A 14734-nucleotide genomic window follows, 5' to 3' on the forward strand; every position below is an offset into this window, starting at 1 on the left:
TAACGCAACAGCCGTTAAGCGACTGAATATGACCAGAAGCGCCCGAGGCGTCATATCTTAGCCGCAACCACTTCAGAGTGAAACGCCCTCTGCAGAGCGCCTCGCTAAACTTCAGCGACCGCCTCAGGCCGAGTGCCGAACAAAGGTGTCAGCGGGTCTTTCAACCAGCGCTCCACCAATGGCCACACTTGGGCCTGTGCGGCCTTGCTGACCAGCATTTGTACATGCCCGAAGTCATCGGTAAACCCCTGCCGACGCCCCAGGCACAGGTACTGGCGATGCTCGCTGCCGACTTGCTCGAACAACTTGCGACACGCCCAGTCCGGATCTTGCTGGTCGCCCGCCGCGCTGACCGCCAATAACGGCACGTCGACGTCCGCCAGGCCTTTCCACCAATCGCACTCGGCATCGCCAAAGCGGCCAAACAGGCCATTCCAACGCATCGCTTCAATCATCACACCGGCCGGCTCGTCCTCAGGGCCACGCTTGAAGCGCGGGCCGGACAGCTGACCCAGGCGCTTGAGAATAAATCGACCGCCCCACTCCACCGGTGGCAGTTTCAACGGCCAATGGGTGCGGCTGACCTGACATCCGAACAACGCCACCGACGCCACTGACTGCGCGTTCAGATGTTGCCCACCCAGCGCTGCAGCCAGCGTCGTGGCGCCGAGGGAATGGCCGATCCAATGCGCAACCTGTCCGCTTTGCTCACGGACAAACGCGCCAATGGCTGGCAAATCGTAGCGTGCGTAATCGGCGACACGGTTGCGGGCGTAGTCATGGTTGCGCTTGGACAGACCATGGCCGCGCATTTCCGGGATCCAGACATCAAATCCACGGCGTGCCAGATGAGCCCCCAGCCCGATGCCCTTGGGCGAATACCAGAAGCGTCGATTGGAAAAACTGCCGTGCACAAATATAACCGGCGTGCCCCGGTTTTCCGGGCCATCGGCCAGGCCCAGCCGGGTAACCGCCAGCTCGACGGTGCCGTCGGGGCTGTTACCGGGCTTGAGGCGGTACACATCTTCACTCAGGTCGCCACGACGTTCAGCGCTGATCAGGGCGACAGGAAACAGGTTGCTGCTGCTTTGCATAAGGTTCTTGCACAAAAAAGGGCGGCGTCCGGTAGGAATTCCGCCCTGTACAGATAAGAATGCCGGTCACCCTCAAGGAGTGACCGGCACTTTTGACGTAGCGACGTTAAGCCGACGCTTGGCCTTCGGCGAGGAAGAACCAGGTTTCGAGCACGGAATCGGGGTTCAGCGAGACGCTTTCGATACCCTGCTCCATCAGCCATTTAGCCAGGTCCGGGTGGTCGGAAGGGCCTTGGCCGCAGATACCGATGTACTTGCCGGCCTTGTTGCAGGCCTGGATGGCGTTGGCCAGCAGCTTCTTGACTGCGGGATTTCGCTCGTCGAACAGGTGAGCGATGATTCCGGAGTCGCGGTCCAGGCCCAGGGTCAACTGGGTCAGGTCGTTGGAGCCGATGGAGAAACCATCGAAGAATTCCAGGAACTCTTCGGCCAGGATGGCGTTGGACGGCAGCTCGCACATCATGATGACCCGCAGGCCGTTCTCGCCGCGCGTCAAACCGTTTTCAGCCAGCAGGTCGACTACCTGGCTCGCCTCACCCAGGGTACGCACGAACGGCACCATGATTTCGACGTTGGTCAGCCCCATCTCGTTGCGCACGCGCTTGAGGGCGCGGCATTCGAGTTCGAAGCAGTCACGGAACGCTTCGCTGATGTAACGCGAGGCGCCACGGAAACCCAGCATCGGGTTTTCTTCTTCCGGCTCGTAGAGCTTGCCGCCGATCAGGTTGGCGTATTCATTGGACTTGAAGTCCGACAGCCGCACGATGACCTTCTTCGGGTAAAACGCCGCCGCCAGGGTGCTGATGCCTTCCACCAGCTTCTCGACGTAGAAGCCCACCGGGTCGTTGTAGCCGGCGATGCGTTTGTCGACGCTTTCCTTGATGTCCAGCGGCAGGCCGTCGTAGTTCAGCAGGGCCTTGGGGTGCACGCCGATCATGCGGTTGATGATGAACTCCAGGCGGGCCAGGCCCACACCGGCGTTCGGCAATTGCGCGAAGTCAAAGGCGCGGTCCGGGTTGCCGACGTTCATCATGATCTTGAACGGCAGGTCAGGCATGGCGTCGATGGAGTTCTGCTTGATGTCGAAACCCAGCTCGCCTTCGAAGATGAACCCGGTATCGCCTTCGGCACAGGACACGGTTACACCCTGGCCGTCCTTGAGCAACTGCGTGGCGTTGCCGCAACCGACGACCGCGGGAATCCCCAGCTCACGGGCGATGATCGCCGCGTGGCACGTGCGCCCGCCACGGTTGGTAACGATGGCGCTGGCGCGCTTCATCACCGGTTCCCAGTCCGGGTCGGTCATGTCGGAAACCAGCACGTCGCCTGGCTGGACTTTGTCCATTTCGGACACGTCCTTGATGATGCGTACCTTGCCGGCGCCGATGCGCTGGCCGATGGCACGGCCTTCCACCAGCACAGTGCCGGTTTCCTTGAGCAGGTAACGCTCCATGACGTTGGCCGAGGTGCGGCTCTTCACGGTTTCGGGGCGGGCCTGCACGATGTACAGCTTGCCGTCGTCACCGTCCTTGGCCCACTCGATGTCCATCGGGCACTTGTAGTGCTTCTCGATGATCATCGCTTGTTTGGCCAATTCGCTGACTTCAGCGTCGGTCAGGCAGAAACGCGCACGTTCGGCCTTGTCGACCTCAACGGTCTTGACGGAACGACCGGCCTTGGCCTCGTCGCCGTAGATCATCTTGATTGCCTTGCTGCCCAGGTTGCGGCGCAGGATGGCCGGGCGACCGGCCTCAAGGGTGTGCTTGTGCACGTAGAATTCGTCCGGGTTCACCGCGCCTTGTACGACGGTTTCGCCCAGGCCGTAGGCGCCAGTGATAAACACCACGTCACGGAAGCCCGATTCGGTATCCAGGGTGAACATCACGCCGGCGGTGCCGGTTTCCGAACGCACCATGCGCTGCACACCGGCAGACAAGGCCACCAGCTTGTGGTCGAAACCCTGGTGCACGCGGTAGGAAATGGCGCGGTCGTTGAACAGCGAGGCAAACACTTCCTTGGCCGCGCGGATCACGTTTTCCACGCCGCGGATATTAAGGAAGGTCTCTTGCTGGCCGGCGAAAGAGGCATCCGGCAAGTCTTCGGCGGTGGCCGAGGAGCGCACGGCGACGGCCATATCCGGGTTACCGGCGGACAACGTGGCGAAGGCGGTGCGGATTTCTTCGTTGAGCTTCTCGGGGAACTCGGCTTCCATGATCCATTGACGGATCTGGGCGCCGGTCCGGGCCAGGGCATTGACGTCGTCGACGTCCAGGGCGTCCAGCGCGGCGTGGATCTGGGCGTTGAGGCCGCTCAGCTCGAGGAAATCGCGGTAAGCCTGGGCCGTGGTGGCAAAACCACCCGGCACCGAAACACCAGCGCCTGCAAGATTACTGATCATCTCGCCGAGGGATGCGTTCTTGCCCCCCACATGCTCTACATCATGGACGCCGAGCTTATCGAGGGAAACTACGTACTCTACCAAGGTGATCTCTCCACTTTCTGTGTTGGAAAAGCTCAGGACGCGGGTTGCTCAGCAAGAGCAAACGCCAGCGCTTGTGGCCTGGACCTGGAAAATAAGTGAGAATGCGGCCCACTGCGGGACGGCAAAATCGCGCCTATCATATCCAAGATTCGCCATCAGCTTAAGGCCCAGGGTTCAAATGAAACGATCTGCTTTCTTTATTTCCGATGGCACCGGCATCACGGCCGAAACACTGGGCCAGAGCCTGCTCGCGCAGTTCGAAAACATTACCTTCGCCAAATTCACGCGGCCTTATATAGACAGCGTGGATAAAGCGCGGGCCATGGTACAACAAATCAATCTGGCGGCCGAAAAAGACGGCTTTCGCCCGATCATTTTCGACACCATCGTCAATCAGGATATTCGTGAGATTCTCGCGACGTCGAATGGTTTCATGATCGACATCTTCTCCACGTTCCTGGCGCCATTGGAACAGGAGCTGAGCGAACATTCCTCTTACTCCGTCGGAAAGTCCCACTCCATTGGTCATAACTCCAACTACATGGAGCGTATCGAGGCGGTGAACTTCGCCCTCGACAACGACGACGGCGCCCGCACGCACTACTACGACAAGGCCGACCTGATCCTGGTCGGCGTGTCGCGCTGCGGCAAGACGCCAACCTGTCTGTACATGGCCATGCAATTCGGCATCCGCGCGGCCAACTACCCGTTGACCGAAGACGACATGGAACACCTCACGCTGCCAGCCGCCCTGCGCGCGCATTCGCACAAGCTGTTCGGCCTGACCATCGACCCGGACCGGCTCACTGCGATCCGCAATGAACGCAAGCCCAACAGCCGTTATTCCAGTTACGCCCAGTGCGAGTTCGAAGTGCGCGAAGTGGAAAACCTGTTCCGTCGCGAGAATATTGCGCACATCAATTCCACGCATTTTTCGGTGGAAGAGATTTCGGCGAAGATTCTGGTGGAGAAAGGCGTGGAGCGGCGTTTTAAGTGAAGCAGCTGCAAGCTTCAAGCTTTAAGCATCAAGCCACTCGGCTCCTGTCTTGTAGCTTGTAGCTTGTAGCTTGTAGCTCACAGGTGAAACCTGCCGCCCCCCTGCCCCAGCGCCGTCGCCAGCGCATCGAAGCCTTCACGCAACAGTTGGTCATCCCCCGAGGTATTGCAGATACTCGCCCGGATAAACTGCGGCACCGCCGTCTGCCCCACGGCAAACGCCTCGGCGGTGGCGATCAGGTAATTGTTCTGCTTGAGTTCCGCCTCGATTTCCGACGCGCGCCATGGCTCCGGGACTTCGATCCAGAAGTGTGGGCTATTGAGGTGGGTACGGTAGGCCAGGCCAGTCAGCAAGCCTTCGACCAACGCCTTGCGCCGACTGATCTCGTTGATCTGCTGGCGCAGCAGGTATTGCGCCGTGCCGTTTTCGATCCACTGGGTCGCAAGCTCCAGGGTCACCGGGGTGGCCATCCAGCAGGTCGAGCGCAACGCCGCGGAAATACGACTGACCAGCGCCGGCGGTGCATGCACATAACCGACCCGCAGCCCAGCCGACACCGCTTTGCTCAGGCTGCTGATCAAAATCGTGCGCTCGGGCGCAAAGGCGCTCAGCGGTGGTGGGCGGTCTTCTACCAATACACCGTGGGCTTCGTCCTCAAGTATCAGCAGATTGTGCTCGCGACAGACTTTGACCAAAGCTTCTCGACGCGCCACCGATAACACCGCCGTTGTAGGGTTCTGGATAGTCGGCGTGCAGTACAGCGCCGAAATCCGGTGGTTTCGACAGACTTCATCCAGCGCGCCCGGCAGCACGCCTTCTTCATCCATCTCCAACCCGATCAGCCGTACACCCAGCATGCGCGCGGCGGTGATCAGCCCCGGGTAAGTCAATTGTTCGGTGACCACCGTGTCGCCGGCACGCAGCAACGCCATCATCGCGCAGAGCAAGCCGTGCTGACCGCCATTGACGCAGATGACCTGCTCGGGGATCGGATGGAAGTCGCGCTGCACCAGCCATTGCGCACCGGCCTCACGGTAGCGCGGCAGGCCTGCATCCGGGGTGTAGGCGCTGATGTCCTGGAGAAATTTGCCGTTGGTCGACAAGGTCTGGAAGCTCTGGGCCAGAAACACCGTTTCCTGCCCGGGGATATGCATGTTGCGGCTCATATCGAAGTACTGGCGTGGCTCCTCGCTGAAATTGCGAAAGCCTTCATCCCGCTGGCGCTCCATCCCACGCTTGCGCACGAACGTGCCGTCACCCACACGCGCCACCACCAACCCTAGCCGCTCCAGCTCACCGTAGGCGCGGCTGATGGTGCCGATAGTGACACCCAGATTGTCGGAAAGCACCCGATGGGGCGGCAGTTTTCTTCCCGGTTCAATCGTGCCTTCGAGGATGCCCCTTTCCATGACATCGGACAGGCGCTTGTACTTCACGCCCTGACCGCTGGACAACCCCTCACGCATAATTGACACCATGTCAATATTTGTTTTGACAGTCATCATTCGCCCTAATAGTGTGCTTTTGCGGGTTCAATCACCGGATTGAATCACTTATAACAAGTTCAATATAGAGTTCAATTCCGGCTCAGGGAAGCAATAAACGATGCCAATGTCCGCCGTTCTTGAAAACAGCGCAAAAACCAAAACCCAGAAACAATGGCTGGCCGGCTTGATTACCAGCCTCATGTTCCTGATCGTGTGCCTGAGCTGGGGCACGACCTGGCTGGGTATCAAGATCGCAGTGGAAAGCGTGCCGCCATTGACCTCCGCCGGCCTGCGCTTTCTGATCGCATTCCCACTGTTTTTGTGTTTTGCCCTGGTGCGCCGCGAGCCGATCCTGTTTCCGCGGGAAAGCCGCTGGTTCTTCGTGTTCGTGACCCTGTCCTACTTCAGCGTTCCCTACTACCTGCTCAATTACGGCGAGATGCACGTCTCGTCAGGCCTGACCGCCCTGCTCTTCAGCTGCATGCCGGTGTTCATCCTGATCTTCTCCGCGCTGTTTCTGCGTGAGCGTATCTACTTCTCCCAGGTGGTCGGCATCGGTATCGGTTTCGGCAGCCTCTACATGATCATCAAAAGCCAGGGGCTGCACCTGGACCATGCCGAGTTCTTCGGCGTATTGGCGATTCTGACCGCCGCGATCATGCACGCCCTGTGCTACGTGATTACCAAGCAAAAAGGCAGCGCCATCAGCGTCATCACCTACAACACCCTGCCCATCGGCATTGCCGGGCTGATGCTGTTCGTGGCCGGCCTGTGGTTTGAGACCCCGACGTTCGACGACATCACCCTGCGCTCCTGGAGTGCGCTGTTCTACCTCGGGCTGGTGGCGTCGGTGGGCGGTTTCATCGTGTATTTCATGCTGCTCAAGCGCCTGAGTCCGATCATTCTTTCCTTCGTGTTCATCATCTTTCCGGTGTTCGCGGTCATCATCGGCGCCTGGTACGAAGGCGTGGAAATCTCCCGCGACCTGATGCTGTACTCGGCAATCCTGCTGGCCGGTTTTGCGATCACCAAGTTGCCGATCGAAAAACTGCTGGCCAAGAAAAATTGACCCTCAACCGACGCGAGAGAAACATGGAAGTGCTCCGCCCCCAAGCCCTGGAACAGATCTACGCCCACGCCAGCCGCAGCTATCCCGAAGAATGCTGTGGCTTCGTCTTCGCCGACGGCAGTGTGTACCTGGGCTGCAATATCCAGAACGAGTTGCACCGCAAGAACCCGGACATGTATCCGCGCAGCGCGACCAGCGGCTACACCTTTTCCGTCGCCGATACCTTGCTGATGAACAAAGCGTTTCGCAGCGACAACCCGGTGGTGGTGATCTACCACTCCCATCCGGATGTCGGTGCCTATTTCAGTGATGAAGACCAGGACAAGGCACTGTTCCTGGGCGAACCGATCCACCCCGTCAGCTACCTGGTGGTCGATGTTCGTCAAGGCCAGGCCCTGGGGTCAAAGCTGTTTGCCTGGGATGGCAAGCATTTTGCCCTTCAACCTTTCAACGACCTGCACACGGAGTTGTCCATGAACGCTGTCTCTTTCCCCGACATTCTGGTTCGCGTGGCCAAGCTACCGGAATCGACCCTCGAGGGCGCCGGATCGACATTGCGCGAAGTCATTGAAAACCTCTGCGACAGTCACCCACAGTTGCGCCCCCATCTGTTTCACGAGAAGAACAACCAGCTCAAGGAACACTTCCTCTTCACCGCCGAGGAGGAGCTGATTGACCCCGATGATTCATTGCCCGAACAAGCCCGGATCGAGGTGCTGCTGGCCACCTCCGGCGGTATCGACGTCGATACCTTGAGCAACGAAGAAGTGCAACGCTACGTCCGCCATATCACCCTGCCCGGCGTCGGCCGTGAAGGCCAATTGAACCTGAAAAAAGCCAAGGTGCTGATCATCGGCACTGGTGGCTTGGGCTCGCCCATCAGTCTGTACCTGGCGGCGGCCGGTATCGGCACCTTGGGGCTGGTGGACTTCGACGTAGTGGAGAGCAGCAACCTGCAACGTCAGATCGTCCACGGCAACAGCACCCTGGGGATGCCCAAGGTGGAGTCGGCCAAGCAACGCCTGCAGGACCTCAACCGCCACATCCAGATCAACGCGCACGACACCGCGCTCAATGCCGACAACGCCCTGGAACTGGTGGGTGCCTATGACCTGGTGATCGACGGCACGGACAATTTCGATACCCGCTACCTGGTCAACGACGCCTGCGTGCAATTGGGCAAACCGCTGGTGTACGGCGCCATCTACCGCTTCGACGGGCAGATCAGCGTGCTCAACTACAAAGGTGGGCCGTGCTATCGCTGCCTGTTCCCCAAGGCTCCACCCGCAGAGCTGGCGCCCAACTGCAGCGCCGGCGGGGTCATCGGCGTGTTACCGGGCGTGGTCGGGATGATCCAGGCGACCGAGGCGATCAAGTTGCTCATCGGCATCGGCGAACCCTTGTCCGGCCGCTTGATGCGCTTCGATGCACTGGCCATGAAATTCAGCGAGATCCGCTTCAAGCGCCGCGCCGACTGCCCGTGCTGCTCGGAACAGCGCCGCAGCGAACCCGCAGCGCCGACGGTATGCGCCGATGCCGTGCCAAGCCAGCCATCCCTGGGCGAAGAGCGCTACATCAAGCCGCGCGTGCTCAAGCAAGTGATCGACAGCCACCGCAGCGCCGACGTGTTGCTCGATGTGCGCGACGCCAGTGAACTGGAAGTGTGCAAATTGCCGGGCGTGGTGCACATCCCCCTGGCCGAGCTGGATGAGCAGCTCGACAGACTGAGCCGCGACAATACCCATTACCTGATCTGCTATGCCGGAACCCGTGCCGAACAGGCTGCCAGCACCTTGCTGGCGGCGGGCTTTGCCAACACCAAAGTCCTGCAGGGCGGCATGAAACACTGGGTGCGCGACGTCGAACCCGACATGCCGCTGTACTGAGCGGGGGGCGACTGATGCTGCATAACTCTATTCTCGACGTGATCGGCCAGACCCCGATCGTACGTCTGGCGCAGTTTTCCGAAGACCTCGGCATCGAGGTCTACGCCAAGCTGGAATCCCTCAACCCGGGCGGCAGCCACAAGGCGCGCATCGCCCTGGGCATGATCCTCGACGCCGAGCGCCGTGGCGTGCTGATGCGCGACTCCGGGCAAACCATCATCGAGCCCAGCGGTGGCAATACCGGCATCGGCCTGGTGATGGCCGGCAACGTGCTCGGCTACAAGGTGGTGCTGGTGATTCCGGACAACTACAGCCCCGAAAAACAGAAGCTGCTGCGCCTGTACGGCGCCAGGGTTGTACTGTCGGACAGCCGCCTCGGTAACAATTCCCACGGCGAAAAGTGCATGGAGCTGCAGTTGGAAAACCCCAACTACGTGATGCTCAACCAGCAACGCAATGGCGCCAACCCGCAAACCCACCGTGACACCACCGCGCCGGAAATCATCCGTGCCTTCGGTGAGCGGCGGGTGGACTACTTTGTCAGCGGCATCGGCACCGGTGGGCATATCACCGGTATCGGCGAAACCCTCAAGGCCGCCTGGCCGGCGATTCGTGTGATGGGCGTGGAGCCGGAGGAATGCGACCTGCTCAAGGACCAGCATGCCTCGCACGCCATCCAGGGCCTGTCGATCGGCCTGATCCCGAGCATTCTCAACGTGGACGTACTGGACGGCATGCTCAAGGTGTCGCACTCGGCGTGCCTGGACATGATCAAACGCATCATGCGCACCGACGCCATCAGCCTGGGGCTGTCCTCAGCCGCCAACATGGTGGCCATCGCCCAACTCGCCCCGGAGCTGCCGCCCGAAACGGTGGTGTTGACCATGGTCTACGACAATGCCGACAGCTACCTGCCCAGTTTCGAATAACCGGTTACCCAACCCATCAGAATGCGGGGGTGCCTCCATGGGAGGCTTTATCGACATGCAACAGCTGCACGATGAGTTGCTGACCCACCTCATCCAAACCCTGACACCTGGGCAGATGAAGCAGCTGGAACCGCACTTGGCGCCGCTGATCCAGAGTGCCGCCCAGGCGGTGGCCGAGGACTTGATCGCCTACGCCTACCGCGACCCGGCGTCGCGCGGGCGCGGCGAGTTGATCCTGGAGTCCTACGCGTCGTTCAAGGCGGTGTTGTTCTACCGGCTTGCGCACCAGGTGTGGAATTTCCCGGAGCCCGCCCACGGGGTATTTACCCGCATGGCGCTCCAGCTCAGCAACCAGGGCAAGATCCTTTCCGGCGCCGAGATTCACCCGGCGGCGCGCATCGGCCGACGCTTTGTGCTGGACCACGGCTACGGCACGGTCATCGGCGAAACCTGCGAGATCGGCAACGATTGCTACATTCTCTGCGGCGTGACCCTCGGCGCTCGCGGCATCGCCAACAACCCGGACGGCAAGCGCCATCCCCGCCTGGGCAACAATGTCGAAGTCGGCTCCGGCGCGCGGGTGCTGGGCTACGTGCAGATCGGTGACAACGTGTTTATCAGCCCCTCCTGCGTCATTACCCAGGACGTGCCGGCCGGCACCAAGGTCAAGGTGGTCAACCAGATCCAGTTGCAGAAAAACAATGAATCGGATCACAGCAACTACCTCGGCGCGTTCGCCCTGGATGAGCGCCTGCATGTGGTTGGCGAGGTCGATGCCGGCCATAAGGTCACGGTGCTGGACGCCGATTTTCATCCGTTGCCAGGGCTATTGCTCGAACCCACGGTGAAAGAGCGTCATCACCTGCAATTTCGCCTGCGCCGCCTCGACGTCGGCGAACAACTGCCGCGCCTGCCGCTGAACCTGAAAGTCTGCGGGCCGGAGTTCGAAATCACCCTGCTCTCTCCCCCTGGCTTGAGTGCAATGGTGCGTCACCTGTTGCAAGCCAGCCCACTGATCGTCGGAGGTTGAACATGTCTGTGCATACCATGGAAACCCTGGCGCTGTTCGACAGCGCGCCTTATCAAAACGCCTTCAGCGCCCGGGTGATTGCGGTCAGCGAGCACGGCGTGGCCCTGGAGCACACGCTGTTCTACCCCACCGGCGGCGGGCAACCGGGTGACACCGGCCACCTCACCCTGGCCGATGGAACCCGCGTGACGGTCACCGGCACCGTGCGCGACCCGGTGCTGCGCTCGATCATCTGGCACCAGGTGGAACATTGCCCGACGCAACTGACGGCCGGTGTCCAGGTGGACGCCGGCCTGGACTGGGAGCGCCGCTACCAGCACATGAAGATGCACACCTGCCTGCATTTGCTGTGCTCCATCATCGACGCGCCCGTCACAGGCTGCAGCATCAGCGCGGACAAGGGCCGCCTGGACTTCGACCTGCCGGAAATGACCCTGGACAAAGACAGCATCACCCGTGACCTCAACGCCCTGATCGAACAGGCTCACGTCGTGCAGACGCTGTCGATGCCGGCCACGGAATACTCGACTCTGCTGCAGATCACCCGCACCCAGGCCGTTGCGCCGCCGATCATTCAGGGTTCGGTACGGGTGATCGACATTCCGGGCATCGACATCCAGCCGTGCGGGGGTACCCACGTGCTCAATACCGAGGAAATCGGCCGGGTGTTCTGCGAGAAGATCGAAAAGAAGAGCAAACACAACCGCAGGGTAATCCTCAGGTTCGAGTCATAACTGAGCCTGACTCGACAGTTGCAACAATGCAAAACCAATGTGGGAGGGGGCTTGCTCCCGATAGCGGTGGATCAGCCAATGAACCTGTTGACTGACACTCTGCTATCGGGGGCAAGCCCCCTCCCACATTTGGTTGCGTTGTCCGCTAAATCATGAACAGATCCATGAACCGGTTGACTGGCGTCGCTTCCAGCCGTGCCGGGTCCTTGCACAGCGCAAAAATCTCGGCGCAGCGCTGTGCGGGGAAGCGTGTCGCCAGGTGCGCCTTGAACTTGTCTTCCAGCAGGGGAATCCCCTGCGCCCGGCGACGACGATGGCCAATCGGGTACTCCACCGCGACCTGCTCGGTGCAGGTGCCGTCAGTGAAGAATACCTGCACCGCATTGGCGATGGAGCGCTTGTCGGCCTCCAGGTATTCGCGGCTGTAACGCGGGTCTTCAACGATGACCATTTTTTCGCGCAGCTCATCGACGATCGGATGGGCCGCGTGGAATTCGTCTTCATAGTGCTCGGCCACCAAGTCGCCGAACGCCAACGGCACGGCGGTCATGTATTGCAGGCAATGGTCACGGTCGGCGGCGTTGGCCAATGGGCCGACCTTGGAAATGATGCGAATCGCCGACTCGTGGGTGGTGATCACGATGCGCTCGATGGCATGCAGGCGTTGCTTGACCAGCGGGTGCAAGGTGACCGCCGCTTCACAGGCGGTCTGCGCGTGGAATTCAGCGGGGAAGCTGATCTTGAACAGCACGTTTTCCATCACGTAGGTGCCGTAGGGCTGGGACAGGCTGAACCTGCGGTACTCTTCTGGCTTGAGCGCCAGGTCCTTGTTGGTGTGGCTGAACAACACGTCGTAGAAGCCCCACTGTGGCGCGCTCAGCACCCCGGGGATGCCCATCTCGCCGCGCAAGGCAATATCCGCCAGGCGCACCCCGCGACTCGATGCATCGCCCGCCGCCCAGGATTTACGCGAACCGGCGTTCGGCGCGTGGCGGTAAGTGCGCAATGCCTGCCCGTCGACAAACGCATGGGATAACGCCGCGAGCAGTTGCTCACGGTTGGCGCCCATCAGCTTGGCGGTGACCGCCGTGGAGGCGACTTTCACCAGCAGCACATGGTCGAGGCCGACGCGGTTGAAGGCGTTTTCCAAAGCAATCACGCCCTGGATCTCGTGGGCCATGATCATGGCTTCCAGCACCGCACGCACGGTCAGCGGTGCGTCGCCATTGGCCACGCGCTTTTGCGACAGGTGATCGGCCACCGCGAGGATGCCACCCAGGTTGTCCGAGGGATGGCCCCACTCAGCCGCGAGCCAGGTGTCGTTGTAGTCGAGCCAACGCACGATGCAGCCGATGTCCCAGGCCGCCTTGACCGGGTCCAACCGCAACGCGGTGCCCGGCACCCGCGCCCCGAACGGCACCACGGTGCCTTCGACGAGCGGCCCCAGGTGCTTGGTGCACTCGGGAAAGCGCAAGGCCAGCAGACCGCACCCGAGGGTGTCCATCAGGCAGTTGCGGGCGGTGTCCAGGGCGGCCTCGGATTCGATCCGGTAGGTGAGGACGTAATCGGCAATGTCCTGCAGGACCTGGTCGTAATCGGGGCGGTTGTTCTGGTCGACGTTGGCGCTCATGGCAGTTCTCCTAAGATAGGTTGGGGTCAGTCCTCGGGCGTACGGTTATTGAAGGCAGATCTTGGATGCCTGCCTTGAAAGGGATCGCTTGTGGGAGGGGGCTTGCTCCCGATGGCGGTGTATCAGTTGATGAATATGTCGACTGGTACTCAGCCATCGGGGGCAAGCCCCCTCCCACATTAGATTGGGGTTGGGTGTTAGAAGGCGTCGCCGGGAACGCGCACGAAGCCTTCCATCAACACCCGCGCACTGCGGCTCATGATGGCTTTTTTCACCACCCACTCACCGTTCACTTGAGTCGCCTCGGCGCCGACGCGCAAGGTGCCCGACGGGTGCCCGAAGCGCACGGCACTGCGCTCCACGCCGCCTGCCGCCAGGTTGACCAGGGTTCCGGAAATCGCCGCCGCCGTGCCAATCGCCACCGCCGCCGTGCCCATCATTGCGTGGTGCAGTTTGCCCATGGACAACGCCCGTACCAGCAGGTCGACATCGCCGGCCTTGATCGCCTTGCCGCTGGACGCCAGGTAATCAGCAGGCTTGGCCACGAACGCCACCTTCGGCGTGTGCTGGCGCTGGGCTGCTTCGTCCAGGTGCTTGATCAGGCCCATGCGCAACGCGCCATAGGCACGCACGGTCTCGAACATCGCCAGGGCCTTTGGGTCGCTGTTGATGGCGCCTTGCAGTTCGGTGCCGGTGTAACCCAGGTCCTGGGCATTGATGAAAATTGTCGGAATACCGGCATTGATCAGCGTGGCCTGGAAGGTGCCGACACCCGGCACGTCCAGCTCGTCGATCAGGTTGCCGGTGGGAAACATCGAACCCCCGCCGCCCTCTTCTTCCGCCGCCGGGTCGATGAACTCAAGCTGCACTTCGGCGGCGGGAAAGGTCACGCCGTCCAGTTCAAAATCACCGGTTTCCTGCACCGCCCCATCAGTGATGGGCACATGGGCGATGATGGTCTTGCCGATATTGGCTTGCCATATGCGCACCACGGCCACGCCGTTGAGGGGCACGCGGCCAGGGTCGACCAGGCCGGCGCTGATGGCGAACGAACCGACCGCCGCGGAGAGGTTGCCGCAGTTGCCGCTCCAGTCGACAAAGGGTTTGTCGATGGAGACTTGCCCAAACAGGTAGTCCACGTCGTGGTCGGCGCGCGTGCTCTTGGCCAGGATCACGGTTTTGCTGGTGCTGGAGGTGGCGCCGCCCATGCCGTCGATTTGCTTGTCATACGGGTCGGGGCTGCCGATCACCCGCAGCAGCAGGGCGTCGCGGGCAGCGCCCGGCACCTGCGCCGACGGCGGCAGGTCCTGAAGGCTGAAGAACACCCCCTTGCTGGTACCGCCACGCATATAGGTGGCGGGGATCTTGATTTGCGCTACGTGTGCCATGGTTGTCC

11 protein-coding genes are annotated in these 14734 nt (G+C 61.1%); 6 read left to right on the forward strand and 5 right to left on the reverse strand.

From position 1 onward, the window contains the following. Nucleotides 1-104 precede the first annotated feature (104 nt). Nucleotides 105-1094, reverse strand: coding sequence for an alpha/beta fold hydrolase (locus tag SC318_RS19470; protein ID WP_320428104.1), 990 nt, complete (start codon nucleotides 1092-1094; stop codon nucleotides 105-107). Between the two features lie 106 nt (nucleotides 1095-1200). After that, complete coding sequence (gene ppsA, locus SC318_RS19475; protein ID WP_306494144.1) at nucleotides 1201-3576, reverse strand: phosphoenolpyruvate synthase; 2376 nt, start codon at nucleotides 3574-3576, stop codon at nucleotides 1201-1203. A gap of 178 nt (nucleotides 3577-3754) precedes the next feature. On the opposite strand from ppsA, the gene SC318_RS19480 reads away from it, so the two are divergent. Further along, the gene (locus tag SC318_RS19480; protein ID WP_003193298.1) at nucleotides 3755-4573 is read left to right on the forward strand and encodes a posphoenolpyruvate synthetase regulatory kinase/phosphorylase PpsR; all 819 of its coding nucleotides are present in this window, start codon (nucleotides 3755-3757) and stop codon (nucleotides 4571-4573) included. 77 nt (nucleotides 4574-4650) lie between these two features. Here SC318_RS19480 and SC318_RS19485 read toward each other — a convergent pair whose 3' ends face one another. Further along, nucleotides 4651-6075, reverse strand: a complete 1425-nt coding sequence (locus SC318_RS19485; protein WP_320428105.1) for an aminotransferase-like domain-containing protein — start codon at nucleotides 6073-6075, stop codon at nucleotides 4651-4653. A gap of 184 nt (nucleotides 6076-6259) precedes the next feature. Here SC318_RS19485 and SC318_RS19490 point away from each other — a divergent pair, with 184 nt between their 5' ends. The 5 genes from SC318_RS19490 to SC318_RS19510 are packed head-to-tail and all read left to right on the forward strand — an operon-like array spanning nucleotide 6260 to nucleotide 11708. Further along, a complete protein-coding gene (locus SC318_RS19490) occupies nucleotides 6260-7129 on the forward strand; it encodes a DMT family transporter (RefSeq protein WP_373424494.1) in 870 nt (289 codons plus the stop codon). A 23-nt stretch (nucleotides 7130-7152) separates the two neighbouring features. Beyond that, nucleotides 7153-9015 (forward strand): molybdopterin-synthase adenylyltransferase MoeB, encoded by a 1863-nt coding sequence (gene moeB / locus SC318_RS19495; protein ID WP_320428106.1) that lies wholly within the window; start codon nucleotides 7153-7155, stop codon nucleotides 9013-9015. A 14-nt stretch (nucleotides 9016-9029) separates the two neighbouring features. Next, a complete protein-coding gene (locus SC318_RS19500) occupies nucleotides 9030-9944 on the forward strand; it encodes a PLP-dependent cysteine synthase family protein (RefSeq protein WP_320428107.1) in 915 nt (304 codons plus the stop codon). A 37-nt stretch (nucleotides 9945-9981) separates the two neighbouring features. Further along, nucleotides 9982-10974, forward strand: coding sequence for a serine O-acetyltransferase (locus SC318_RS19505; RefSeq protein WP_320428108.1), 993 nt, complete (start codon nucleotides 9982-9984; stop codon nucleotides 10972-10974). 2 nt (nucleotides 10975-10976) lie between these two features. Continuing rightward, entirely contained in the window at nucleotides 10977-11708 is a 732-nt protein-coding gene (locus SC318_RS19510) for an alanyl-tRNA editing protein (RefSeq protein WP_320428109.1), read from the forward strand. Nucleotides 11709-11853: 145 nt separating this feature from the next. Here the strand turns inward: SC318_RS19510 and prpD are convergent, their stop codons facing one another. Both prpD and prpF read right to left on the reverse strand, forming a co-directional pair. Next, nucleotides 11854-13338 (reverse strand): 2-methylcitrate dehydratase, encoded by a 1485-nt coding sequence (gene prpD, locus SC318_RS19515; RefSeq protein ID WP_320428110.1) that lies wholly within the window; start codon nucleotides 13336-13338, stop codon nucleotides 11854-11856. 197 nt (nucleotides 13339-13535) lie between these two features. After that, entirely contained in the window at nucleotides 13536-14726 is a 1191-nt protein-coding gene (gene prpF, locus SC318_RS19520; protein WP_320428111.1) for a 2-methylaconitate cis-trans isomerase PrpF, read from the reverse strand. Nucleotides 14727-14734: the final 8 nt, after the last annotated feature.

The organism is Pseudomonas sp. MUP55 (assembly GCF_034043515.1).
Lineage (GTDB): Bacteria > Pseudomonadota > Gammaproteobacteria > Pseudomonadales > Pseudomonadaceae > Aquipseudomonas.

Coding starts and splice junctions, on each gene's coding strand:
- SC318_RS19470 (WP_320428104.1), bottom strand. CDS start 1,094: ATGCAAAGCAGCAGCAACCTGTTTCCTGTCGCCCTGATCAGCGCTGAA.
- SC318_RS19480 (WP_003193298.1), top strand. CDS start 3,755: ATGAAACGATCTGCTTTCTTTATTTCCGATGGCACCGGCATCACGGCC.
- SC318_RS19485 (WP_320428105.1), bottom strand. CDS start 6,075: ATGACTGTCAAAACAAATATTGACATGGTGTCAATTATGCGTGAGGGG.
- SC318_RS19490 (WP_373424494.1), top strand. CDS start 6,260: ATGTTCCTGATCGTGTGCCTGAGCTGGGGCACGACCTGGCTGGGTATC.
- moeB (WP_320428106.1), top strand. CDS start 7,153: ATGGAAGTGCTCCGCCCCCAAGCCCTGGAACAGATCTACGCCCACGCC.
- SC318_RS19500 (WP_320428107.1), top strand. CDS start 9,030: ATGCTGCATAACTCTATTCTCGACGTGATCGGCCAGACCCCGATCGTA.
- SC318_RS19505 (WP_320428108.1), top strand. CDS start 9,982: ATGGGAGGCTTTATCGACATGCAACAGCTGCACGATGAGTTGCTGACC.
- SC318_RS19510 (WP_320428109.1), top strand. CDS start 10,977: ATGTCTGTGCATACCATGGAAACCCTGGCGCTGTTCGACAGCGCGCCT.
- prpD (WP_320428110.1), bottom strand. CDS start 13,338: ATGAGCGCCAACGTCGACCAGAACAACCGCCCCGATTACGACCAGGTC.
- prpF (WP_320428111.1), bottom strand. CDS start 14,726: ATGGCACACGTAGCGCAAATCAAGATCCCCGCCACCTATATGCGTGGC.